Here is a 23,865-nt window from a genome sequence, read left to right as displayed (position 1 = left end):
GCTTGATCCGCAATGCGCCTGCATCGTATTGCCTGGTTATGGGTTGTGGCTGTCACCCACCTGAAAGGGGTTTTTAAGGGGTTATGGGTAAAGTATTAGTAATTGTCGAGTCACCTGCCAAAGCCAAGACAATCAACAAGTACCTTGGGCCGGAGTATGTGGTTAAGTCCAGTGTGGGGCACATTCGTGATTTGCCTACCAGTGGTAGTGGCAAGACCGTAGACCCCAAGCAACGTGCTCAAGAGGCTGCGAAGACCAGAAAGATGTCAGCGGCTGAGAAAACTGTCTACAAAACCAAAAAGGCACATGAGCAGCTGGTTGCTCGGATGGGCGTCGATCCTGACAACAACTGGGACGCCCATTATGAAGTGTTGCCAGGCAAAGAGAAGGTAGTAGACGAGCTCAAACGCCTTGCTAAAGACGCTGAAGCTATCTATCTGGCAACGGACTTGGATCGCGAAGGGGAGGCTATTGCCTGGCACCTGATGGAGTCCATTGGCGGCAATCCTGACCGCTATCGTCGCGTAGTCTTCAACGAAATTACCAAGAATGCCATTCGCCAGGCTTTTACCAACCCTGGAAGCCTGGATATGAGTCGCGTGAACGCTCAGCAAGCGCGGCGTTTCCTTGATCGGGTTGTGGGCTACATGGTTTCTCCATTGCTGTGGGCCAAAATTGCACGAGGACTGTCTGCAGGCCGTGTGCAGTCTGTAGCAGTGCGCCTTATCGTTGAGCGTGAACGTGAAATTCGTGCCTTCATCCCTGAAGAGTACTGGGAGGTTGCTGCGGATCTGAAACAGAACAAAGATCAGGTGCGCTTTCAGGTGGTCAGACAGTCTGGGGAGGCGTTCCGCCCTGTCAGTCGTGGTCAGGTTGATAAGATTCTGGCATCCCTTGGAGCTTCACAGTTCAATCTTACAGAGCGTGAGGACAAGCCAACCCAGTCCAAGCCGGGAGCGCCATTTATCACTTCTACTCTCCAACAGGCAGCGAGTACGCGTCTTGGCTTTGGGGTGAAAAAGACCATGATGCTGGCTCAGCGTTTGTATGAAGCCGGTTACATAACCTACATGCGTACAGATTCTACGAACCTGTCAGCAGAGGCTGTTGCGGGATGTCGCGACTATATTCTCAGTCAGCTTGGTAGCGAATATTTGCCAGAAACAGCGAATGTTTACTCAAGTAAGGAAGGTGCTCAGGAGGCCCATGAAGCCATACGTCCTTCCGACGTAAATCTCAAGGCAACTCAGCTTGCTGGTATGGATCGTGATGCAGAGCGCTTGTATGACCTGATTTGGCGTCAGTTCGTTGCTTGTCAGATGGTGCCAGCTAAGTACCTTAGTTCAACACTGACGGTAGTGGCGGGCGAGTTTGAATTAAAAGCTAAAGGCCGGATTCTGAAATTTGACGGCTACACCCGTGTTCTGCCTGCCGCAGGCAAAAAAGAAGAAGATGTCATTCTGCCGGACTTGCAGACTGGATCGGTCATGACGTTGCAGGAGCTGTTGCCAAGCCAGCATTTCACCAAGCCAGCACCTCGATTTACTGAAGCAAGCCTGGTCAAGGAGCTGGAGAAGCGGGGGATTGGTCGCCCATCCACTTATGCTTCTATTATTTCCACCATTCAGGAACGGGGTTATGTAGAAGTACAGAATCGTCGCTTCTATGCGGAAAAGATCGGGGATATTGTCACCGATCGTCTGGTAGAGAACTTTCCCGACTTACTTGATTACGGCTTCACGGCCAAGATGGAAGAGCGTCTGGACGATGTGGCGACCGGAAGGGAAGACTGGCGTACGCTATTGAATGTGTTCTATCGTGAGTTCTCAGCCAAACTGGATGCGGCCAACGATGATGATGGCGGTATGCGTGCTAATGCACCGACTGAGACGGATATTCCCTGCCCTAAATGCGGTCGTCCAATGATGATTCGGACAGGTACCACAGGTGTTTTTCTGGGCTGCTCAGGCTATAACCTGCCACCAAAAGAGCGCTGTAAGGGAACTATCAATTTGGTTCCTGGTGATGAGGTGGTCAGCTTAGAAGGGGATGACGAAGAGGAATCCCGTCTGCTGCGTAATAAAAAGCGTTGTCATTTATGTGGTACGGCGATGGAGAGTTACCTCATAGATGCTGATCGCAAGCTCCATGTGTGTGGTAATAATCCGGACTGCATTGGATTTGATGTCGAAAAAGGTCAATTCAAGCTCAAGGGATACGATGGTCCACTGATCGAGTGTGATAAGTGCGGCGCTGATATGCAGCTAAAAACGGGTCGATTCGGCAAGTATTTTGGGTGTACCAGCGAGAGTTGTGGTAACACTCGTAAGCTTCTGAAAAGTGGTGAAGCTGCGCCCCCCAAGATGGAACCTGTCTCAATGCCTGAGATTCGCTGCCAAAAGGTAGATGATCACTACGTACTGCGTGATGGCGCGACCGGATTATTCCTGGCGGCCAGTCAGTTCCCCAAAAATAGAGAAACTCGTGCCCCATTTATCCACGAGTTGCTACCGCATAAGGATGAAATCGATTCTAAATACCATTTCCTGTTAGATGCACCTGTAAAAGATCCGAATGGTAATCCCGCAATGGTTCGCTTTAGTCGCAAAGCTAAAGAGCAATATGTCATGACAGAAGTTGAAGGGAAGGCCACCGGGTGGAAAGCACACTATAAGGATGGTCACTGGGTAGTGGGCTAGTTGAAACTGCGGTGTGGAAACATGTCGGTTTCGGTTCATGCCTGTTTGAGTTTTTAAACTCGTTGATGGGGCGACTTTGTTGAGGCTGGGTCGACCCTCAATTTATTAGTACTGCCTACTTATAATATCCTTGGTAGGGTTTCGCTATATTCTTCATGACAAGTTTCTAGTGCTTCCCTCTCTCTATTACCATCTAACGTCATAAGTTGAGGTCGTGATCATGAGCCCGCTCTATGCCAGCAGGACCAATAAGAAATTATATTTTGCACGTCTGCATCTGGATGCTCTTGTCCAGGCTGGTAATTCTACGAGTTGGGATAAACACGCTTTAATCGAGTCATTTCATGAATCCGTTTTGTTTCATCTCTACGGTGCTTATCATGCCTTTCTGAGGGAGATTGCTCAGGGCTATAAGCTCCCAGCGGAGCAGGTAAGATCTGCTTTGGATTTGCATGATTTACTCGAGCAGCGAGGTTATGAAGGGCCAGAGTATGCTTATATTCAGCAGTTACTGGGTGAGTCAGATAGCTGGTTAAGTATGCTCATTGCTGAATATCAAGGCTGCTGGCGTGCGGTTGATAAGGCTGCTACAGATCAGCCTTCCAGCAGTTCCGAAATACACATCGTCCAGCTGTCAGCCAATCACGCTGAAGACGGGTACAGATACGAGCAGTTAGCAACATGGTTGCAGGCATTGAAGGCGTTGGTTGAGCAGGGGCGCGAGCAGCTCGCTGAGTGGTAAGGTTGGTCGTATTTGCTCATAGCCTTGAGGTTATGGTCCTGGCTGTTGCGGCTTACAGAGCGTTGGTTTTCCTAAGATTCAGTCTCACCGTTTAATAGACTCAATGAATGGGTGAGCTTCATGTTGGAGTTTTGGATAAGTGAGTGAGAAGTTAGCCAGCTTGCTGGAAAATACAAAAGTATTGGAAATTGTTGAGCTGGAAAATGGGGAAATGTTGCTGCAGCTTCATGATGAAGATGAGGTTTTACCTCTAATCAAACTTCAGGTAGTGAGTGAGATGCGTGATTTTCTGGGTGAGCAATACCTGGAAATGGCCAGAGGAATGTTGTCATCAGGCGTACAAGCGTTGACTGAGAAGTTAGCGGAAAGGCAGTCTGCAGAAGTTGATTCGGAAGCGCCTCGCATATTGCATTAAGGTCGGAGCGGCTAAGCGCTTTGTGACGGGCTTGGTGGCTTGTTTGCTGAAGAGCTGTGCAGAATTAGATAGTGCCTCTATGCTGGCTAAGCCCACTGCCAAACATATGAGGCTTTTTAACTAGTTAAAGACGTCACTTATTTATTCTCATAAATCATCAAGCTAACGTCTAAGTTACTGATGAGTCTTACGTGGCATGCTTTTCATTAGGTTATGTGACATGCATCGCTCAGAACGAATCCATCTGTCCGAGTCACCGTCTTCAGTTGTCATTAAATGCCATTCACACGTTTATACAGGTGTTTAGCTGATTTAACGGGTGCGAATCAAAATGCAATGGCTGTCACCATCAAGAGCTGCTTGCTCCAAACCTTCATATTCCGCTGATGAAATTTCCTTTTCCGGCCAGTTGACAACAAGGTGGCAGTTTCCTTGGCGCAATGCTCGACGACTAAGATTGTAGACGTCATGGCCGCGACATGGTTTCAGCAGAATGCATTTGTTGAGGTCGATACCGACTGTGAGCAGCCAGTCCTTTTCCAGATTATTCGGGGGAGCTACCCAGGTAAACCAGCGGTCATCCACATTAAGCTGTGCCAGCATCGGCAGCAACCATAGTTCTTTGCCATCTCTCTGCTGATTTACCACGACTTCAGTTATACCTGCTTGGTTATGATTACCAGAGTATTCTGTGGTAGGTGGTAACGTCCGGATGTTGGCAATATGGTCTAGCTGCAATATTGAAGTGGCACGAGTATGGGATGACAGCATGGTTTAATTTCCTCTGCGAATGACGCCTACACCTAAACCTTCGATCACCAGTTCTTCAGTGGTGAGGTCTAACTCTATGGGAGAAAAGTCTGGGTTTTCAGCAATGAGTTGTACTGAGTGTCCATTGCGCTCAAAACGCTTTACGGTCACATCATCACCAATTCGAGCTACAACGATCTGCCCATTGCGGACATCCTGAGTGCGATGTACTGCGAGTAGATCACCATCAAGAATTCCAGCATCGCGCATGCTCATACCTTGAACGCGTAACAAGTAATCTGCTTTGGGGGAAAAGAAATCAGGTGGGACCTGGCAACGGTCAGATATATGTTCCTGAGCAAGAATAGGGCTGCCCGCTGCGACGCGACCGACTATAGGTAAGCCAGTCTCTTCCTCGGTTGAGGATTCATCATTGGCAGAGCCTGAATCGCTTGGAATGCGAATGCCGCGTGAGGCGCCAGCGATAATTTCGATTGCGCCTTTTCGAGCCAGGGCTTTCAGGTGCTCTTCTGCCGCGTTAGGAGAACGGAAGCCAAGCTCTCGTGCCAGGTCGGCGCGCGTTGGAGGAAAGCCAGTGCTTTCAATATACCGGCGAATGCACTCAAGAACTTCTGATTGGCGATGCGTTAGCTTAATCATTGTGATTTTATCTGTCTGTTTATACAGTATCTGTGATTATATACAGTCATCTCATGTTGTAAATCCAAAAGATGAAAATCTGACCAGCTCTGTTGGCTTGTAGTAGCACTGGTGGCAACGGACATACAAAGGGATTACCTATACAATGCTGGCGGAATGAGCCAGTCAGAATTGCGGAAGATGTTGCATGTTAGAAGAAAGCCATAAAGAGGCTATCCAGCAAGCCTATCGAGCTTATCTAGGGGCAAAATCTCTTCGACCCAGGCTTGGTCAGAGGCAGATGATTGGAACTATTGCGCGTACTTTTGGAGAGATCGAGCAAGATTCTGAGCATAACCGCATTGGTGGTCGGCACCTTTGCGTTATAGAGGCGGGCACTGGAACAGGGAAGACAGTCGCCTACTTGCTTGCTACCCTGCCGCTGGCAAAAGTATGGAAAAAGCAGGTTGTTGTATCTACTGCAACAGTTGCTCTGCAGGAGCAGATAACGCAAAAAGATCTGCCGGACTTGAAAGCTAATGGTGGTATGCAGTTTTCCTACGCTCTGGCGAAAGGCAGGGGGCGCTATCTCTGTCCAAGTAAGCTGGAGCGTCTGACAGGAGCGACAAGCGACCCGACGTTGGCATTGTTTGAACAGGATGCTCTGAACAATAAAGATGCAGAGGGTGAGGATTGGCAAAGTCTGATGCAGGTCTGGTCATCTGGTCAATGGAACGGTGACAAAGATAATTTACCCAACCCGTTGCCAGACAGCAGTTGGAGTAAGCTCACGACTGATCATCAGCAATGCACTCGCCATCGTTGCCAGTTTTTTAGTCAGTGTCCATTTTATCGTGCCCGACAGGAGCTTGAGGACGCAGATTGTATCGTCGCAAATCATGACTTGGTGCTGGCAGATCTCTCCTTGGGAGGGGGGGTCATTTTACCTGCTCCAGCCAAGACCATTTATGTATTTGATGAAGGCCATCATTTGCCTGACAAGGCGCTTGGGCACTTTACTTTTGCGATGGCTGTGCGCTCAACCGATCGATGGTTGAAGCAGCTGAACAAAAATATGGCATCAATGGCTGCGCAGTTAAGACTGACAGGCGATATGGTCAAGGCTGTGGAGCAGATTCCTTCCGAAGTGAGAACCCTTGAGCAGGGTTTGCTATACCTTAATGAATTGATTGGCAGCACTGTTACGTGGGGTGATGATAGCGAGTACAGCTCTAATGTATACCGTTTTGCTGAGGGGCGTGTGCCGGAAGAGCTGCGTGGCTTATGTGATCAGTTACGGCAAGGTTGGGGCGCACTGCAAAGTCTCGTTGATAAACTGAGTCGCGGCATTCAGCAGGCGATGGGTGGGGAATATCCTGATATATCTGCCAAGGAAGCTGAGGCCTGGTTCCCTATCATTGGGCAGATGCTTGCGCGTATTCAGGAGGCTCGGGCGCTGTGCACGAGTTACAGCGAGCATGATGCAGAAGGCGCTGTGCCATTGGCTCGGTGGGCAGAGAAGCTCGACTATCAGGATATATTGGATACTAATTTATGCTCCAGTCCGATACTGGCGGCAGAGCGTTTACGTCAGGTGCTGTGGAATAGATGTTTTGGCGCTGTAATATGCTCAGCAACATTAACAGCATTAAACAGGTTTGATCGCATTATGATGCGCGCCGGCTTGCCAAGTGATGCAGCTTATGAGCGAGTGCAGAGCCCATTTAATCATGGTGATGCTGCTGAGCTGTGGGTTCCTCTCATGCGTAATGAACCTACGCGAGCGCAGGAGCATACCGCCGAGCTGGTCGAGTGGCTGAAGCAAAACCTCAACCTGAATGAAGGGTCGCTAGTGCTATTCAGCTCTCGCAGGCAAATGGAAGAGGTGCTGGAAAAAATCGGCAAGCCCTGGGCTGATCTGATCCTTGCCCAAGGTACTTACAGCAAGCAGGAAGTCTTGAGGTTACATCGCGAAAACCTGGATGAGGGGCGAGGTAGTATTTTATTTGGGTTAGCTTCTTTCGCAGAAGGTATTGATCTGCCGGGAAAATACCTGACTCATGTTATCATTGCCAAAATTCCGTTTGCGGTGCCTGATAGCCCTGTTGAGGCTGGCCTGGCTGAATGGATTGAAAAGCGGGGTGGCAACCCCTTCATGGAGATCAGTATGCCTGATGCCAGTATTCGACTTGTGCAGGCTGCGGGAAGGCTCTTGCGCTCGGAGCAGGATACTGGCCGTATTACATTGCTTGATCGCCGGGTTGTCTCCAAAAGATACGGAAAGGCATTGCTGGATTCACTGCCCCCATTTCGTCGTCGAATAGATTAATGAATTAGTGCCTACCAGAGAGGATTTGATGCAAGAAAACAACGTGCGTGAGGCTGAAAAGCTCGACAGTGGGGCTGTGACCCAGTCTGAAGGCGAACGTGACCGTGGCGAGCGAAAGGCGTCTGGTCGTTCTAGTTCTCGTGGTCGTAATAACAAGTCTCGTCGACGTACGGATGGACGACGTAAACCCGCTTCAGAGCGTCTTGACCAGCGTGATGGTGACGAGAGCGACTCTGAGATAGAGGCCCTCTCTGCGTCAGATGATCAGCAAGAGAAAGCTGGCAATGCTCCCCGTCGTGCCAAGAATGGAACACGACGCAGTTCGCGAGATATTGAATCTCGTAACTCTTGGAGTCCTGCCGAGTTTGAGGTTTATCCAGCAGAAGGTAAGGTGCGATTTCATGATCTGAATCTGCCAGATGATGTGCTGCATGCAGTGGCTGAGCTGGGGTATGAGTATTGTAGCCCCATACAGGCCAAAACATTGCCCTTTAGCCTTCAGGGACGGGATATAACCGGTAAAGCCCAAACGGGTACAGGTAAGACCGCTGCTTTTCTTGTCAGCATTATTACCGACCTGATTGACTTCCCGTTAGATGTCGCATTGCCAAATGGAACTCCGCGTGCGCTGATACTGGCACCTACACGTGAGCTGGTAATGCAGATTGCCAAAGACGCTGTAGCACTGTCACGATTTACTGATTTGAATGTTGTCAGCATTCTTGGCGGTATGGATTTCGAGAAGCAACGTGAGCAGTTGATCGGTGAGAGAATCGATATTCTGGTTGCTACGCCAGGTCGACTGATCGACTTTATTGGCCGCGGTAATGTCAATCTGCGAGATGTTGAAGTGCTGGTTCTGGATGAAGCCGATCGCATGCTGAGCATGGGCTTTATTCCTGATGTGCGTCGCATTATTCGTCAGACTCCCCGTACGGGTGATCGGCAGACGTTACTGTTCAGTGCCACCTATTCGGGTGACATTTTGGCATTGGCTGAACAATGGACACAGGATCCGGTGCATGTCGCTATCGAATCAGAGCGATTGACCACTGACAGTGTCGAGCAAGTGGCCTACATGGTGGCCGAAAGCGATAAATACCGAATCATTCGCAATCTGGTTGTGGTTCGTGAGCTGAAACGGGTGATGGTGTTTGCTAATCGCAGAGATCAGACACGACGTTTGTACGAGCGTTTGCGCAAGGATGGAGTCAAGGTCGCAATGCTTTCTGGTGAGGTTACTCAGCGTAAGCGAGTGAGTACGCTGGAGGCCTTCCGTTCAGGATCAATTGATGTACTGGTCGCTACAGATGTCGCTGGACGTGGCATTCACGTTGACGATATCAGTCACGTGATCAATTACAATCTTCCAGAAGATCTTGAAGACTATGTCCATCGCATCGGCCGTACCGGGCGTGCGGGTAAAACGGGAACGTCTATCAGTTTGATTGGCGAAGATGATGCCTTCCTGTTGCACTCCCTGGAAGAACTGATTGGGCATAAGTTGCCGTGTGAACACCCCCCAGAAGATCTCTTAGGAGTTGCCAGTGAAAACACTGGAAACACTTGAGTTTATAAATCGATATAGCCGCTTGCCGCAGGAGTTCTATTCCCGGCAAGCGGTTGCTCCTTTAGCAGGGCTGCGGTGGTTGACTGGTAGTCCTGCCGCTGCGGCCTTGCTAGATCTGGATATCGAACAGTTCAAACGCCGTGACATTGCTGACGTCATTGCTGGTAGTGCATCGTGGGCTGGCTCCGACCCGCTCGCTATGGTGTACAGCGGCCATCAGTTTGGTGGGTATACTCCCAGGCTTGGTGATGGTCGAGGTCTCCTGTTAGGTGAAGTACAAAACACCAAAGGTGAAGTTTGGGATGTGCACCTGAAGGGGGCTGGCCCGACGCCTTATTCCCGTATGGGGGATGGGCGCGCTGTCTTGCGTTCGAGCATTCGCGAATATTTGTGTTCGGAGTCGCTTGCGGCATTGGGTGTACCAACGACAAGAGCGTTGGGTTTGCTGGGGAGTGATGAGCCGGTTTATCGAGAGTCGGAAGAGCGTGGAGCTATGCTGATTCGCATTGCTAAAACCCATGTGCGCTTCGGTCATTTTGAGTACTTCTATTACAGTCAGCAGCATGAGTTGCTAAAACGGTTGTCTGAGTTCTGCCTTGAGACGTATTTCACCCATTGCACATCGTTCGTACTTCCTTACGAAGCCATGTTTGCAGAGATTGTTGAACGCACTGCGAAGATGATCGCCTATTGGCAGGCCTACGGGTTTTGCCATGGCGTGATGAATACTGATAATTTTTCTATTCTTGGTGACACCTTCGACTTTGGGCCATTCGCATTCCTGGACGATTACGATCCACGCTTCATCTGCAATCACTCTGATTCGCAAGGGCGCTATGCGTTCTACCGACAACCATCAATTGCTTACTGGAACTTGCAATGTCTGGCGCAAGCGCTGACTCCTGTAATTGAAATGGAAGGCCTGCGAAAAGGATTGGAAAGTTTTGAGCCTGTTCTGGTGAAGGAGTTCTCTGAGCTGATGAGAAGACGCTTAGGGTTGCCTGAGTTCACGGAAAGCGATCATGAGATGCTTAAGGCCTGGTTACAGCTATTAGCTACTAATAAAATGGACTACACCCTGGCATTTCGTTGGCTGGGGGAGGTTAGGCCAGGTCGACAGCCTGAAAAATTGCGTAATGAGTTTATGCAGTTGCCTGAATTTGATGCTTGGCTTGAGCAGTATCAGCGCCGTCTGAAAGGGCAAGACTGGGATCAGCGTCAACAGTTGATGAATGCTGTTAATCCCCACTACGTGATGCGTAATTATTTGTTACAGGAAGCTATCGAAAAGGCAGGGGCAGGAGATATTAGTGAAGTCGAGCGTCTTTTCCTGATCATGCAAAATCCGTTTGATGAGCAGCCAGAGTTTCTGAAGTATGCGAAGAGATCTCCACAGTGGGGGAAATCGCTTGAGATTAGCTGCTCGTCCTGAATGTAGAATGCAAAGTACCGCACCGTAACAAAAGACCCGAGCCGACAATTAGTCGGCTCGCACTTTTATATTGATAGGCTCTTGTTAAAACGTGCTTATTTTTCTGGCAGCGTGATGTTGAGCTCCAATACCGAACAGTTGTCGGTATTGTCGATCTGAATCGATATATCGTCCTGTGCAACCTGCACATATTTCTTGATAACTTCCAGCAGTTCCTTTTGCAGCGCAGGTAAGTAATCCGGCTGCTGTCGCTGTGAACGTTCATGTGCAACGATAATTTGCAAACGTTCTTTCGCGACGGAGGCGGAGTTGGGCTTACGGCTTCGGAAATAATCGAAAAAACTGGCCACTTTAACCTCCGAACATACGTTTGAAGAATCCTTTTTTCGGAGCAGTCAGGAAACGCATCGGGCGTTCATCGCCGAGCAGTCGGGACACGGCATCTTCATAAGCCTGACCGGCGTCGCTCTGTGATTCCAGAATGACGGGAATACCTTGGTTGGAGCACTTTAGTACTGCTTCTGACTCAGGGATTACACCAAGCAGAGGAATGGCAAGAATGTCCTGCACGTCTTTGACGCCGAGCATTTCTCCCAGTTCTACACGTTCTGGGTCATAGCGGGTCAGCAGCAGGTGCTCTTTGATCGGCTCCTGACCTGTCTCTGCACGACGTGATTTACTGTGGAGAATTCCGATAATCCGGTCAGAGTCTCTTACGGAGGAGACTTCGGGATTGGTAACCACGACAGCTTCGTCTGCGAAGTACAGGGCCATCAAGGCACCTTTCTCAATGCCCGCTGGGGAATCGCATACGATGTAGTCAAATGTTTCGGCCAGTTCATTCAGTACCTTTTCCACACCCTCACGGGTCAGCGCGTCTTTGTCGCGTGTCTGTGATGCGGGCAGGATGTAAAGCGTTTCAACTCGCTTGTCCTTGATCAGGGCCTGATTGAGGGTTGCCTCATTGTTGACTACGTTAATAAAGTCATAAACAACACGACGCTCGCAATTCATGATGAGGTCGAGGTTTCTTAGACCAACGTCAAAGTCGATAACGACTGTCTTGTGGCCACGCAGGGCTAAGCCTGTGCCAATGGCCGCGCTAGAGGTGGTCTTGCCTACTCCACCTTTACCGGAGGTGACAACGATAATTTTAGCCACGGTCGTGTTTTCCTTAAAAAGCAAAAATCTGATTACTGCGTAAAATTGAAACGGCCAATTCTATAAATGACATCAAAGCACTTGGGTGAACGGCCAGCGCGAAGTTAGCTGAGCGAAAGTGGGCTCAGCTGAAGTTTGCTTTCATCCTCTAGCATGGCTTGTACACTTTGCTTCCAAAGCTCGGAATGCTGCAAATCTTCGCTCAATTTATATTGGCCTGCGATTGACAGCAGTTCTGCTTCCAGTGCATTGCAAAAAATTCTTGCCTGAGTATTGCCGTTTATACCTGCCAGAGCACGTCCGCGTAAAGGCGCGTATACGTGAATATCACCATCTGCCAACAATTCAGCCCCCGCACTGACGGGAGCAAGAACTATCAGGCTGGTATTCCGTGCATATATTTGCTGGCCAGAACGCACAGGTCGGTCAACGATACGGGCCGGTACCAGGCTGGGCTCCACAGCGGCTGGCTGTGCGTTGGAAGTCTGCGCCCGCTGTGGTGATGGAGACGGTGTGGCAGAGCCCATACTGGGTAGGCCTGCAGTAAACGCATTTTCCACCATGGCATCGCTCCCTCCTCGAATACCTACAGGATTCACCTTCAGTGAGCGGCAGATTTCGATGATTTCCTTGAAGTCAGGAGTGCTGTCGTCTGCGAGATGTTCCAGAGAGATAACCACTGGCATTTGCTGAAAGAAACGAGGTGCCTGGTTGACGGTTCTGGACAGTTGGTTGCTGAACTCTGTAGCCGAATAATGCATTAGCTCAATCATGCTGAGCGTAAACATGCTGCCTTTCAGGCGAAAACAGTCGGAAGCTTTCGATGGTGCGGGCGATGACATGAGTCGGTTGCCTGTATGTTTGCGATTGCCTAAATTGTTTGGGGCGGCTGCCAACCAGCAATCAGGGCGTGGTCGCAGGGTGAGTTCAGTAAATTAGCGGTGCAATAATAGCACGACTTTTTCATAGTTGTGTCTCAGAGGCCTCATTGACGCTGTGTAATTGCATGCGGCCTTATATCTTCAGCGAACAGCAGTGGTACCATTCGCGCAATCTCTGCCAGATTGGCGTTCAATATCGGAATATCGAGGAGAGCTATGTCTCATCATCAGGCCATAACCGTTCTGGGTGGAGGAAGTTTTGGCACCATCATTGCGAATATTGCGGCCGAGAATGGTCATCAAGTCCGGTTATGGATGCGGGATGCCCAACAGGCTGAAGAGGTCGAAAGTAGCCGCGTAAATAATCGTTACATGCCAGATTATCCATTGCTGGCAAATGTTGAGGCATGCAGTGATATAGGTTATGCCGTCGCAGATAGTCATCTGATATTTATGGCTGTACCTAGTAAGGCATTTCGACAGGTATTGCAGTTGATAAAGCCTTGTATTCAGCCCGAGGCTCAGATCGTCAGTACCACCAAGGGAATTGAGTCAGACAGCTTTAAACTGATGAGTCAGATCATGTGCGAAGAGCTGCCAGATCATCCTATTGGAGTCTTGAGCGGGCCCAACCTGGCCAAGGAAGTCGCCAGACGTCAATTAACTGCAACGGTGATTGCCAGTAACAATCCTCAGGTCCGTGCGTCTGTTCAACGTGTGTTGCGAAGAGATTATTTCCGCATTTATGCCAACAACGATATGTATGGGGTGGAATTAGGCGGGGCGCTCAAGAATATTTATGCCATAGCTACAGGTATGGCGGCCGCCCTTGGAATGGGAGAGAACACGCGTAGTATGTTAATGACGCGCAGCTTGGCAGAAATGAGTCGATTCGCAGTATGTCTTGGGGCTAATCCCCTTACCTTTATAGGATTGGCAGGTGTGGGTGATCTTGCTGTTACCTGTATGTCGCCCCTCAGTCGCAACTATCGGGTTGGGCACGCTCTGGGAAAAGGAGGATCGTTGGCCCAGATTGTTGAAGAGTTGGGAGAGGTAGCGGAAGGGGTTGGTACCCTCCAGATTGTAAAACACTGGGCGACAGAACTGGGTGTGTATATGCCTTTGGTCGATGGGTTATATGAAGTAGTGTTCAATCAGCGATCGGTACAACAGGTTGTACAGGCGTTGATGGGAGGGGAGCAAAGCTCTGACGTTGAGTTTGTACTACCAAGAGGGAACTAGATGAAATCGTCATTTTTTGGTCGGCTGTTCTCAGAAGAGAATATGATCCGCACGGTGTACATGATTTTCTTTGTTTTTCTATTGAAGCTGGCAGTCCTGGCAACCTTCGTTGTTATTGTCTTGCAGTGGCTTGTCCGCTTGATTATTGGTGAGTCCAGCCGTGCTCTGTTGGAGTGGGGATATTCGCTTCGAGAGTTTATTGGTCAGGCATTTGCATTCTTGACTTACCATTCTGAAGAAAAACCTTTCCCCTTCAGTTCATGGCCGCGCAGTAAATAGAAATCGCTATGACGTTAACCTGAGCTTGATGTGCATTTTGCTCGCTTAAGAGTGCCTGGAAAAATATGAAATTGATTGTCATGCGCCACGGTGAGGCGGAACAATGGGCAAATTCTGATGCCGAGCGGCAACTGACCTTGCGTGGTCAGAAAGACAATACGCAGGTGCTGGCTGCGTTGCTCGCACGTCATAGTCCGTCGCTTCTTTGTGCGAGTCCATTTGTACGTGCGCAGCAGACGGCTCAGCGTTGTTCAGAAATGTGCAAACAGCCGATCATCACCAGTAGTCTTTTAGTTCCAGATGCTCCCATTCATTCGACACTGGATTGGTTGAGGCATGTGCTCGAAGAGCAGCAGACTGTGATGCTGGTATCGCACATGCCTCTTGTAGGCGAACTGCTTGGTTGGCTGTTGGGGACGGATGGCGAACCATTGGGCACCAGTGAGGTTCGGGTAGTCACTATGGATGTGGTTGAATACGGGTGTGCCATGGCTGAAGGTCGTTGGATAGCAGCGCGTTAACTGAGCCGAGAGAAAAGAATGAAGGAAGTGAGTTTTCTGGGGCAGCGAATCGCTGCGCTGGAATGGGGAACACCAGGCGCTGAACCTGTGCTGGCAGTTCATGGCTGGTTAGATAATGCAGCCAGTTTTTCCCAGTTACTGGATGCGTTGGATGGGGTGTATCCCCAGGCTAGGCAGCAGATTCATCTGATTGCTGTTGATTTGCCAGGACATGGTCGCTCTGCGTGGCGGGATGAAAGTCAGCACTATCCGGTTGGGCAATATGTTAACGATGTATTGGCCGTAGCTGACGAGCTGCAATGGCGCTCTTTCACGTTGCTTGGTCACTCCTTGGGTGCGGCAATATCTACACTTGTCGCAGGTGTTGCGAGTGATCGCATCAGGAAGTTATTGCTGATTGAGTCGTTAGGGCCTCTGTCGACTGCCTGGAGTCCATCGGTATTGAAAGTGTTGCGAAAGCCCGAGGGGGCTGAACCGAAGCGGTCGGTGCGCTACTTCAAGGATTATGAGCAGGCTGCTCTAGCACGCATGAATGGGCTATGGCCACTGAGCCGACAAGCTGCAGATCGCCTGATTGAGCGGGGAGTTTCTGTGTCGGATAAAGGGCTCAAATGGAGTCATGATCCCCGTTTACGTGAAAGTACTAAGCGGATGACTGAGGAGGAAGTGATCTCTGTATTGGCTGGTCTTTCGATGCCAGTTCATTTGTTGCTAGGTGATCAAGGGAACATCAAGCTGTGGCCAGTTATGGCTCAACGTCGGGCTGTTATTTCGCATTTGCAGGTGGCTCAATTACCTGGAGGACACCACCTGCATCTGGAGGATGACACAGGCAAGGTGGCGGACTGGTTTTGGCAGGGGCTTCGAGAAGGCAAATTGCTAGTTGACTGATGCTTAAGAGCAGAAACGCGCCTCTTTAGGCGCGCTTCCGATTAACGCGTTAGCGTTTGTGAAACAGTACGCGTTCAGCTAGCACATCTGGCTGGAATTTCGCCAAAAAGTCATCAGCGCCTACTTTATCGACCATGGATTGATTGAAAACCCCGCTCAGCGAGGTGTGAAGCATCACATACAGGTCTTTCAGATCACTGTTTGAACGTATCTTTGCTGTCAGGGTATAACCATCCATTTCTGGCATTTCCACGTCGGAAATCAGCACATAGTAGTGTTCAGCTACGTTTATACCTTGGTCATTGAGCTCCAGCAGATGTCGGTAAGCCTCTGCACCGTCATTGAGCAACACGGTTTCTGCACCAACGGCCTCTACTGCTCGTTTAATCTGCTTCCGGGCCACAGACGAGTCGTCGACGATCAGTACACGGAAGTGTTCTGGGCGCTGATCCTTGACCTTGGTAACAATTTCTTCACTGACATCGTCATTGCGTGGCGCTACTTCGGACAGAATCTTCTCTACATCAAGAATTTCAATCAGACGATTCTCAAAGCGTGTAATTGACGTCAGATAGTGGCGATTTCCAAGACCACTGGGAGGCGGAAGAATATCTTCCCAATTCATATTGATAATGCGTTCAACCGCACGTACCAGAAATCCCTGAACGGTCATGTTGTATTCACTGATGACTATAAAGCTGCCATCAATGTCAGTGGGTACTGAACCACCCATTGCCAATGCCAGGTCAATAACCGGAATGGTACGTCCGCGAATATAAGCAGTACCTCTGATCACCGGATGGCTTTCAGGAATCTCGGTTAATTTGGGGGTTTGTAGAATTTCCCGTACTTTAAAAACGTTAATACCGTAGATCTGCGGACCATTCAGTCTGAAGGTAAGTAACTCAAGACGGTTCTTGCCCACCAGCTGGGTGCGCTGGTTTACGGAGTCTAGTACGCCAGCCATAGAAAATCCTGCTCGTTCAGTCCCATCTAGATGGGTTGTTGCATTCGATAAGTTCTGGCTCTATATGCTTGTTGAGCAACGGTATATCTTTGTTGTGCCAGCGCTTTTGGAAAGTGGCAGCGGTGCTGCGACAACAAGTATGATGCGGCCAGTTCACAATAGTATCAATAGTCTAGTATGTGGGGGCTGAGTGTGACAGCGTTAGCGGGAAGAATATCACTATTAGCGCGGTGGGTTGGTATCTTTGTCGTGCTTAATACAGTTTTGCAGATTTCTGCCTTTGCTGAAGATGATGTGCCAGGCAGTCAGGATAACCCTCTGTTCAGTCGTTACCCGGGTTCCTGGATAGTGACTTACCGACGAAACACCGTTGACTATCATCTGTTACCCACCGGTCCGATGGTTAAATCCAATGGTCAGATTCAGGCCGAGAGTGAGGTTCGCAGCAAAGGCAGATTATGGCGTCTGACTTACCAGTTGCCAGCTAATGTTGCACCACGAGAGGCTTTCGAATCGATCAAAGAGCAACTCGGGCCGCACGATCCCGAAGTTCTTTTTCAGTGTCAGTCGCGGGCCTGCGGTGATAGCAGCTATTGGTCCAGCGATGTGTTCAATGATCCCGTGCTTTACGGTATGGATAGAGAGCAGGACTATCTGCTAGCACGCTTTGCTGCAGAGGATGGCGATATCTACGTCGCTGCGTACTCGGTGTTACGTGCAAATCGACGCGCCTACCTTCACCTTGATATTGTGCAAACGGGGCGAAGCGGATCTGCCGAAGGGCCGCTGAAATTGCAGGTTCCGGTAGAGTTTTCGTCTGATGATCAGTTGGTGACACCTTTCCTGCCTGATCACTGGATCGATCCTGTTTTACAGGGGCAGTGGAAGTCTGTTTGGCTGGTCAGTCGCATCAAGGGGGCAGAGGATCCGGCTGACTTGCTGGAGCGTGCTCGCAACCGGGGTGAGCAGGTGAAACGTTTGCTCAGGGACCAGGGTGTCGAGGATGTCGAGATTGAAGTGTGGCCATTAGGACCATTCTCAAACGCCACTGACGATGGAGTGGCGCTCTGGGCTTATCCTAAAGACGAAAAATAGAGCTAAACAACAGTGTGAGGTCAGGGGAGTTCAGCGAGAACTCCCTAGCTTTGTAATGTTGAGCGAATCAGCGAATCAGTGACAGGAATTCGTTGCGGGTACGTTCATCGGTGCGGAAGTTTCCCAGCATCATGGATGTTGTCATGCTGGCATTCTGCTTCTCAACGCCGCGCATCATCATGCACATATGCTGAGCCTCGATAACGACGCCAACGCCTGCGGCCTCGGTGACCTGAAAGACCGCTTCAGCAATCTCTTTGGTGAGGTTTTCCTGAATTTGCAGGCGCCGAGCGAACATGTCGACAATCCGCGCCACTTTTGACAGACCTAACACTTTGCCTTTAGGAATGTAGGCGACATGTGCTTTACCAATGAAAGGCAGCATATGATGCTCGCACAGTGAGTACAGCTCGATATTGCGTACAATCACCATTTCACTGTTTTCAGAAGGAAATAGCGCATTGTTGACGATTTCCTGCAGATCTTGCTGGTAACCGCGAGTCAGATAACTCATCGCTTTGGCTGCACGCTTGGGCGTGTCACGCAGGCCCTCCCGGCCAAGATTTTCTCCTATGCTCGTGATGATATGAGCGAAAGCCTGTTCCATACAGGGTCCTCAGCTAGTCTGGCAAAAAGCCGCTAAATTACGGAATAATGCGCGTCGGGTAAAGCCCGCGAGCAGAGAGAAATGGTGAAAACTTCACACGTTGCCGTTCATGAAGTTCATCTTTGCCTGCCTTTTTTCAGCAGAACGTAGAGTGCGCCGTTGCCGCCGTCTTTGGGTAAGGCACTGCAGTAGGCCAGTACAGCAGGCATCTGTCGTAACCAGTCGTTAGTGTGGGACTTCAGTAACGGAAACTTGCCCAGATCACTGACGGCCTTGCCATGTACAACCAGTACTACGCGCATATCCATTCGTAATGCATCACGGATAAAGCGGTCTAGCTCTTCACGTGCCTGCTCTATCTTGAATCCATGCAGGTCCAGACCGGCCTCCCATGCCAGACGGCCCTGACGAAGTCGTTTGAATAAATTGAGTTGGACACCTGGCGTGCAGAACAGCAGTGGAGTATCAGATCCAACCAATTCGACGTGAGCATCAGTCAGTTCAGACTGATCCTGAACGATCTCCTGACTGGCAGCATAGCGGCGATACTGATTGAGGCTCTGATCTTTGCTTGGGCGGGAGTTGTCTACCTGCTGTGGTGCTTTTATCCGTCTTACCCCGTGCATCTGGTTGCGGAATAGCTCGAATTCGTCCTCAGTCATGGATGTTCACAGATAGCCTTGTGCTGCGTGTTTCATTAATATTGGGGCACTTTAACCGAACTGGTCCCTCCCAGCCAAATTCTGCTACTGAGACGGCAATGCTACTAAGAGTGCGCACGCTGTCCATGCTGGGACCAGGGTAAACAGGACTAGAGATGCAGTTAAACACCGAACAGGCCGTCGAAGAGCTTCGCACGGTACGCGACATGATCCGTTGGGCAGTAAGCCGTTTCAGTGAAGCAAAAATCTTCTTTGGTCATGGCACGGACAACGCATGGGATGAGGCCGTTAATCTGGTGCTCAATGCTGTTCACCTGCCGTGGGATGTGGACAAGGAGGTACTGGACGCACGCCTGACACGTCAGGAGCGCGAGAAGATTACTGACTGGGTGGTAAAACGCGTCAAGGATCGTATACCAGCAGCGTACCTGATTGGCGAGGCATGGTTTGCTGGCCTGAAGTTCTATGTTGATCAGCGTGTACTAGTGCCACGTTCACCTCTTGCAGAAATGATCGAGCAACGTTTCGAGCCTTGGCTGCAGTGCAAACCGGTACACCGCATTCTGGATTTGTGCACAGGGTCAGGTTGTATCGGTATTGCCTGTGCCAGTGTGTTTGATGATGCCAGCGTTGATCTGGTTGATATTTCTCCTGATGCGTTGGCTGTTGCCAAGCTCAATATCAAGCGCCACCAGATGGAGGATCGTGTCAAAGCGATACGTTCTGACGTCTTCAACGGTTTGGCAGAGCAGCAGTACGACCTGATTGTCAGCAATCCTCCCTATGTTGATGCCGAAGATATTGCGTCGATGCCTGATGAGTTCCACCACGAGCCTGCACTCGGTCTTGCATCTGGGGACGATGGACTGGATGTTACCCGTCGAATTCTGCGTCAGGCGGTAGACTATCTGACCCCTGATGGTTTACTCATCGTAGAGGTTGGCAATTCTGAGATTCACTTGCAGGAGCAGTACCCGCAGGTACCTTTCCTGTGGCTGGACTTCGAGCGTGGTGGACATGGTGTCTTCATGCTGACCGCTGATCAACTGCGGCAGTGTGCACATCTGTTCTGATGGCAGTATCCTGATGGGTCGGCTGGCTCATTAAGCTGCCAGATTAATCATGCTCCATGGAGCATACGAATTTTTTACAGGTTGTATGGGCAACCTGAGCAGAGGTTAGATTTCACATGGCAGGTAATACCATAGGCCAGGTATTCACGGTGACTACCTTCGGAGAAAGTCACGGTATCGCCTTGGGTTGCATCATTGATGGTTGCCCACCCGGCATTGCGCTGACTGAAGCAGATATCCAGATCGAACTGGATCGTCGGAAGCCCGGACAATCGCGTTATACCACTCAGCGCCGTGAGCCGGATGAGGTCAGGATTCTGTCCGGCGTGTTCGAAGGTGTGACAACGGGTACTTCCATTGGCCTGCTGATCGAAAATCAGGACCAGCGCTCCAAGGATTACTCCAATATCAAGGATACGTTCCGACCTGCTCATGCTGACTACACCTATACCCACAAATACGGTATTCGTGATTATCGTGGCGGTGGCCGCTCTTCTGCACGTGAGACTGCCATGCGCGTGGCTGCAGGTGCCATTGCCAAGAAGTTTCTGAAAGAGCGGCTGGGCATTGAGATCAAGGGCTACCTCTCTCAGCTGGGGCCAATCAAAGCAGATCCGGCCAAGTTCTCATGGGATGAAGTCGCCAACAATGCCTTCTTCTGTCCCGACGCGGACGCTGCAGTGCAGATGGCAGACTATATGGATGCACTGCGTAAAGAAGGAGACTCCATCGGTGCACGGATCAATGTGGTAGCCACAGGCATGATCCCTGGTTTTGGCGAGCCGGTATTTGATCGACTGGATGCCGATCTTGCCCATGCCATGATGAGTATCAATGCCGTAAAAGGTGTTGAGGTGGGGGCCGGATTTGCCTGTGTAGAGCAGAAGGGTACGGAGCATCGTGACGAGCTGACACCACAGGGTTTTCTGTCCAACAATGCCGGCGGCATTCTGGGTGGGATCTCCAGTGGACAGGATTTACTCGTCAGCATTGCATTAAAACCCACTTCCAGCTTGCGTCTGCCTGGGCGCAGTATTGATGCAAACGGAGAGCCTATCGAAGTCGTCACCCACGGTCGTCATGACCCCTGCGTTGGCATTCGTGCTACTCCCATTGCAGAAGCAATGATGGCTATTGTTGTGCTGGATCACTACCTGCGCCATCGCGCGCAAAATGCGGATGTTCAGGTAACTACACCTGTCATTCCCGCTTCTGCCTGAGCAGATGCAAGTACCTTTCAGTCGAGACGGGCTGCCTTATTGGCGCCTGTCCGGCTTTTACGCCTGCTACTTTGCCTTCATCGGCTGTTTCTCTCCCTACTGGGGTCTCTACCTCAAAGATCATGGTTTTGACGGCGTAGCCATCGGCCAGTTGATGTCCATTTATATGGCTACCCGCATCGTTGGTCCGAATGTATGGGGGTGGTTGGCGGATAATACCGGCAAGCGGCTGCGTATCATTCGTATTGGAGCCTTTCTTGGTACGCTCAGTGTCATCACTGTCTGGCTGGCCGATAGCTGGTTGACGATGGCGCTGGCCATGACGGCGTTCACCTTCTTTCTGAATGCCGTGCTGCCGCAGTTTGAAGTGATTACGCTGCAATATCTGGATTTGCAGCGGCCTTACTACAGTCGCATTCGTATCTGGGGATCGCTGGGCTTTGTACTGGCTGTGGTCGGCCTGGGGGCATTGTTTGAGAAGTTTCCTGTAAGTTTGCTGCCGCTGTTCCTGATGGCTGCACTAGCCGGAAGCTGGGGGTGCGCCTGTTCCATTAGCGAGCCACAGGTGGCCGTCAATAATCAGCAGCGACCTTCTTTCCTGCAGCGTTTTCTTGTTCCTCAAGTAATACTTTTCTACGTGGTTTTTCTGCTGTCGCAGGTCGCCATGGGGCCGTATTACACGTTCTATAGTCTCTATATGCAGGCGCATGGTTATTCCAGTATGGCCATCGGCGGATTCTGGGCGCTGGGTGTACTGGCAGAGGTGGTATTGTTTTTCTACATGTACCGTTTTTTGCGCCTGGGTGTATTGCGTCTGTTGAAGCTGGCGTTGCTGATCAGTATTGCCCGGTGGTTGCTGACAGCCTGGGCTCCTGAGTCGTTGCCGCTGGCGACGATCAGTCAGCTGTGTCACGCGGCAACTTTTGGCGTACTGCACGTTTGTGGTATCAACCTGGTCCAGCAGTATTTTTCCGGCGGGAATGAAGGGCAGGGGCAGGCGCTGTTTTCTGCAGTGGCGTACGGTGCCGGTGGCTCTCTGGGAGCCTTGGTCAGTGGCTATATCTGGGTAGAACTGGGTATGTCGCAAACGTTTATCTTTGCTGCCATAGTGACCGGCCTCGCACTGTTGCTGGCGTGGTGGGGATTGAAGGAACAGACAGCAGCAAGTACCTGATGCTTCACTCAGGGGCCGTTGGTATTGCAGCGGGCCCTCGGCTAGGCTTGGTGAAAAGATATTTAAGTGATTGTTTACGGCGTCGCGTGTACCGAGGCCATACAGACATGGAGTAAAAACATGAAGTTCAATGTTGTGGTAGACGTCACGCCTGAGGAGTTGCGTAAAGTGTTCGGCTTACCTGATCTGGAGCCGCTGCATCAGGAAATGTTGAACCGTTTTCGCGAGCAGATGGAAGCAGGAGTGGAGGGCTACGATGCCCTCAGCTGGCTAAAGCCTCATATACCTGGAGCCATCGGGACCATGGAAGCCTGGCAGAAAATGATGCTGGGAATGATGAGCAACAGCTTCGGTATGCGTCAGGAGTCTAATGAGACTGATAAGAAGGAATAGTCTCTCCAGCGACTAGCTATGCTGGAGTCCTTCATTGTCCCTCACTACAATGGGCGGCTGTTGTTGGAGGGTCTATGAACGGTTTACTTGCTGCGTTCCTGTTGGGAGGAACGTTTTCCATGTCAGCCGCACTGTCAGTGCAGGCTCTGATGAAAAAGAGCGCCTCGGAAATCAATGCAGAATTGATGATTTGGGGCAATCTTGGTGCGTTAGTGCTGATTCTTTCCGCGGTCTATGGCGCACTGAATCTTAACGGATGGATGGTGCTCTGTAGCTTGTTCGTTACCTTCCCCATTCTGCATTTCGTCATTCTGCAAAAAATTCTCAGTGGCCGGCTGGCAGCACGCGTTTATGGCGCGTTGTCAGTGCTGTCCGCTGTCTGGATGATCCTGAACTGGTAGAGACTCCTGCATCATGTCCTTAAGCGTGTGGATTACGTTCTTTGTCGCAACCCTGTTGCTCAGCCTTACTCCCGGGCCAGGTGCCGTCAATACCATGAGTAATGGGCTGAAGCATGGTTTGCGTGGCTCTATTGCCGGTATTGTCGGACTGCAGCTGGGATTGCTGGCGGTTGTTGCTATTGTGGGGATTGGATTGGGGGCTCTGGTGGCAACGTCTGTCGTTGCCTTCACGCTGATCAAGTGGATCGGTGTTGGCTATCTGGTCTATCTGGGCATTCGCAAGTGGCGAGAGAAATCCACTCTGGACTGGCAGGCGGGCGGAGATCCGCGCAAGCAGGATAGTCTCAAGCAGCTGTGGACAGCGTTTTTTGTGAATCTGACCAATCCGAAATCGATTATTTTCCTGGGGGCACTGTTCCCGCAATTTCTCGATCTGAATAAACCACTGCTGGCGCAGTACCTCATTTTGGGAGCCACGATGGTCAGCATCGACTTTGTGGTGATGGTAGGGTTTGCGTCATTAGCTTCCCGTCTGCGGCCTTTTTTCGCGGACAGTGCGCGGGTCAAAATGCAGAATCGTGTGTTGGGTAGCTTTTTTATCGGTGCCGGCAGTCTGCTGGCTGTAGCCCGCATGGGGCACTGAGTAAGCTGCTCACTCACTATACGGGCTGCTCAGGTGGCCCGTCTGAGCATGCTTTTAAACTACTCTTCCCACTGCCTGT

25 protein-coding genes are annotated in these 23,865 nt (G+C 50.5%); 17 read left to right on the top strand and 8 right to left on the bottom strand.

What is annotated here, in order from left to right:
- The first annotated feature begins 83 nt into the window (after positions 1–83).
- The 3 genes from topA (at position 84) to QCD60_RS26555 (ending at position 3,856) form a co-directional block, all read left to right on the top strand.
- A complete protein-coding gene (gene topA, locus QCD60_RS26565; protein ID WP_279789968.1) occupies positions 84–2,699 on the top strand; it encodes a type I DNA topoisomerase in 2,616 nt (871 codons plus the stop codon).
- A 220-nt stretch (positions 2,700–2,919) separates the two neighbouring features.
- Positions 2,920–3,441, top strand: coding sequence for a DUF6586 family protein (locus QCD60_RS26560; RefSeq protein WP_279789967.1), 522 nt, complete (start codon positions 2,920–2,922; stop codon positions 3,439–3,441).
- A gap of 139 nt (positions 3,442–3,580) precedes the next feature.
- A complete protein-coding gene (locus tag QCD60_RS26555; RefSeq protein WP_279789966.1) occupies positions 3,581–3,856 on the top strand; it encodes a hypothetical protein in 276 nt (91 codons plus the stop codon).
- Between the two features lie 312 nt (positions 3,857–4,168).
- Here the strand turns inward: QCD60_RS26555 and QCD60_RS26550 are convergent, their stop codons facing one another.
- Together QCD60_RS26550 and lexA are read right to left on the bottom strand one after the other, a co-directional pair.
- The gene (locus QCD60_RS26550) at positions 4,169–4,627 is read right to left on the bottom strand and encodes a SulA-like leucine-rich domain-containing protein (RefSeq protein ID WP_279789965.1); all 459 of its coding nucleotides are present in this window, start codon (positions 4,625–4,627) and stop codon (positions 4,169–4,171) included.
- 3 nt (positions 4,628–4,630) lie between these two features.
- Positions 4,631–5,266 carry a transcriptional repressor LexA gene (gene lexA, locus QCD60_RS26545; RefSeq protein WP_347950262.1) on the bottom strand — a complete coding sequence of 212 codons (636 nt, stop codon included), beginning with the start codon at positions 5,264–5,266 and terminating at the stop codon, positions 4,631–4,633.
- 187 nt (positions 5,267–5,453) lie between these two features.
- Between lexA and dinG the strand changes: the two genes are divergently transcribed.
- Genes dinG through QCD60_RS26530 form a run of 3 tightly spaced genes read left to right on the top strand, consistent with a single transcriptional unit; the run spans position 5,454 to position 10,576 of the window.
- A complete protein-coding gene (gene dinG / locus QCD60_RS26540; protein WP_104154840.1) occupies positions 5,454–7,574 on the top strand; it encodes an ATP-dependent DNA helicase DinG in 2,121 nt (706 codons plus the stop codon).
- 28 nt (positions 7,575–7,602) lie between these two features.
- A complete protein-coding gene (gene rhlB, locus QCD60_RS26535; protein WP_279789964.1) occupies positions 7,603–9,144 on the top strand; it encodes an ATP-dependent RNA helicase RhlB in 1,542 nt (513 codons plus the stop codon).
- Positions 9,122–10,576: a protein adenylyltransferase SelO family protein gene (locus QCD60_RS26530; RefSeq protein WP_279789963.1), complete on the top strand. Its 1,455-nt coding sequence runs from the start codon at positions 9,122–9,124 to the stop codon at positions 10,574–10,576. Before rhlB ends, QCD60_RS26530 begins: the two co-directional genes overlap by 23 nt.
- Before the next feature lie 95 nt (positions 10,577–10,671).
- Here QCD60_RS26530 and minE read toward each other — a convergent pair whose 3' ends face one another.
- From minE to minC, 3 genes are all read right to left on the bottom strand, one after another.
- Positions 10,672–10,926 carry a cell division topological specificity factor MinE gene (gene minE, locus QCD60_RS26525; RefSeq protein ID WP_104154837.1) on the bottom strand — a complete coding sequence of 85 codons (255 nt, stop codon included), beginning with the start codon at positions 10,924–10,926 and terminating at the stop codon, positions 10,672–10,674.
- 1 nt (position 10,927) lies between these two features.
- Entirely contained in the window at positions 10,928–11,737 is an 810-nt protein-coding gene (gene minD, locus QCD60_RS26520; protein WP_104154836.1) for a septum site-determining protein MinD, read from the bottom strand.
- 104 nt (positions 11,738–11,841) lie between these two features.
- On the bottom strand, positions 11,842–12,579 hold the full coding sequence (gene minC, locus QCD60_RS26515; RefSeq protein ID WP_279789962.1) for a septum site-determining protein MinC: 738 nt from the start codon (positions 12,577–12,579) through the stop codon (positions 11,842–11,844).
- A gap of 255 nt (positions 12,580–12,834) precedes the next feature.
- Between minC and QCD60_RS26510 the strand changes: the two genes are divergently transcribed.
- The 4 genes from QCD60_RS26510 to QCD60_RS26495 all read left to right on the top strand — a co-directional run bounded on the left by QCD60_RS26510 (position 12,835) and on the right by QCD60_RS26495 (position 15,551).
- Positions 12,835–13,860 carry an NAD(P)H-dependent glycerol-3-phosphate dehydrogenase gene (locus QCD60_RS26510; RefSeq protein ID WP_279789961.1) on the top strand — a complete coding sequence of 342 codons (1,026 nt, stop codon included), beginning with the start codon at positions 12,835–12,837 and terminating at the stop codon, positions 13,858–13,860.
- Positions 13,861–14,139, top strand: a complete 279-nt coding sequence (locus QCD60_RS26505) for a DUF4389 domain-containing protein (protein WP_279789960.1) — start codon at positions 13,861–13,863, stop codon at positions 14,137–14,139.
- Between the two features lie 65 nt (positions 14,140–14,204).
- Complete coding sequence (sixA, locus tag QCD60_RS26500; protein ID WP_279789959.1) at positions 14,205–14,660, top strand: phosphohistidine phosphatase SixA; 456 nt, start codon at positions 14,205–14,207, stop codon at positions 14,658–14,660.
- An 18-nt stretch (positions 14,661–14,678) separates the two neighbouring features.
- Positions 14,679–15,551: an alpha/beta hydrolase gene (locus tag QCD60_RS26495; RefSeq protein WP_279789958.1), complete on the top strand. Its 873-nt coding sequence runs from the start codon at positions 14,679–14,681 to the stop codon at positions 15,549–15,551.
- Between the two features lie 49 nt (positions 15,552–15,600).
- On the opposite strand, the gene QCD60_RS26490 is transcribed toward QCD60_RS26495, so the two are convergent.
- Positions 15,601–16,518: a chemotaxis protein CheV gene (locus QCD60_RS26490; protein WP_104154830.1), complete on the bottom strand. Its 918-nt coding sequence runs from the start codon at positions 16,516–16,518 to the stop codon at positions 15,601–15,603.
- A 192-nt stretch (positions 16,519–16,710) separates the two neighbouring features.
- Here QCD60_RS26490 and QCD60_RS26485 point away from each other — a divergent pair, with 192 nt between their 5' ends.
- Positions 16,711–17,613: a DUF4892 domain-containing protein gene (locus QCD60_RS26485; protein WP_279789957.1), complete on the top strand. Its 903-nt coding sequence runs from the start codon at positions 16,711–16,713 to the stop codon at positions 17,611–17,613.
- Between the two features lie 67 nt (positions 17,614–17,680).
- Here the strand turns inward: QCD60_RS26485 and folE are convergent, their stop codons facing one another.
- Positions 17,681–18,220, bottom strand: coding sequence for a GTP cyclohydrolase I FolE (gene folE / locus QCD60_RS26480; RefSeq protein WP_104154828.1), 540 nt, complete (start codon positions 18,218–18,220; stop codon positions 17,681–17,683).
- 116 nt (positions 18,221–18,336) lie between these two features.
- Entirely contained in the window at positions 18,337–18,882 is a 546-nt protein-coding gene (locus tag QCD60_RS26475; RefSeq protein ID WP_279789956.1) for a Smr/MutS family protein, read from the bottom strand.
- A gap of 155 nt (positions 18,883–19,037) precedes the next feature.
- On the opposite strand from QCD60_RS26475, the gene prmB reads away from it, so the two are divergent.
- From prmB to rhtB, 6 genes are all read left to right on the top strand, one after another.
- Positions 19,038–19,955 carry a 50S ribosomal protein L3 N(5)-glutamine methyltransferase gene (prmB, locus tag QCD60_RS26470; RefSeq protein WP_104154826.1) on the top strand — a complete coding sequence of 306 codons (918 nt, stop codon included), beginning with the start codon at positions 19,038–19,040 and terminating at the stop codon, positions 19,953–19,955.
- A gap of 116 nt (positions 19,956–20,071) precedes the next feature.
- Positions 20,072–21,175, top strand: coding sequence for a chorismate synthase (gene aroC / locus QCD60_RS26465; RefSeq protein WP_279789955.1), 1,104 nt, complete (start codon positions 20,072–20,074; stop codon positions 21,173–21,175).
- A gap of 4 nt (positions 21,176–21,179) precedes the next feature.
- Positions 21,180–22,349 carry an MFS transporter gene (locus tag QCD60_RS26460; protein WP_279789954.1) on the top strand — a complete coding sequence of 390 codons (1,170 nt, stop codon included), beginning with the start codon at positions 21,180–21,182 and terminating at the stop codon, positions 22,347–22,349.
- A gap of 120 nt (positions 22,350–22,469) precedes the next feature.
- Entirely contained in the window at positions 22,470–22,742 is a 273-nt protein-coding gene (locus QCD60_RS26455; protein WP_104154823.1) for a DUF6489 family protein, read from the top strand.
- A 74-nt stretch (positions 22,743–22,816) separates the two neighbouring features.
- On the top strand, positions 22,817–23,143 hold the full coding sequence (locus tag QCD60_RS26450) for a hypothetical protein (RefSeq protein WP_279789953.1): 327 nt from the start codon (positions 22,817–22,819) through the stop codon (positions 23,141–23,143).
- A gap of 13 nt (positions 23,144–23,156) precedes the next feature.
- A complete protein-coding gene (gene rhtB, locus QCD60_RS26445) occupies positions 23,157–23,786 on the top strand; it encodes a homoserine/homoserine lactone efflux protein (protein WP_279789952.1) in 630 nt (209 codons plus the stop codon).
- Positions 23,787–23,865 lie beyond the last annotated feature (79 nt).

The organism is Pokkaliibacter sp. MBI-7 (assembly GCF_029846635.1).
Taxonomy (GTDB): Bacteria; Pseudomonadota; Gammaproteobacteria; order Pseudomonadales; family Balneatricaceae; genus Pokkaliibacter.
The sequence above is the reverse complement of the archived record's forward strand: the minus strand, read 5'-3'. Positions and strand labels throughout refer to the sequence as shown.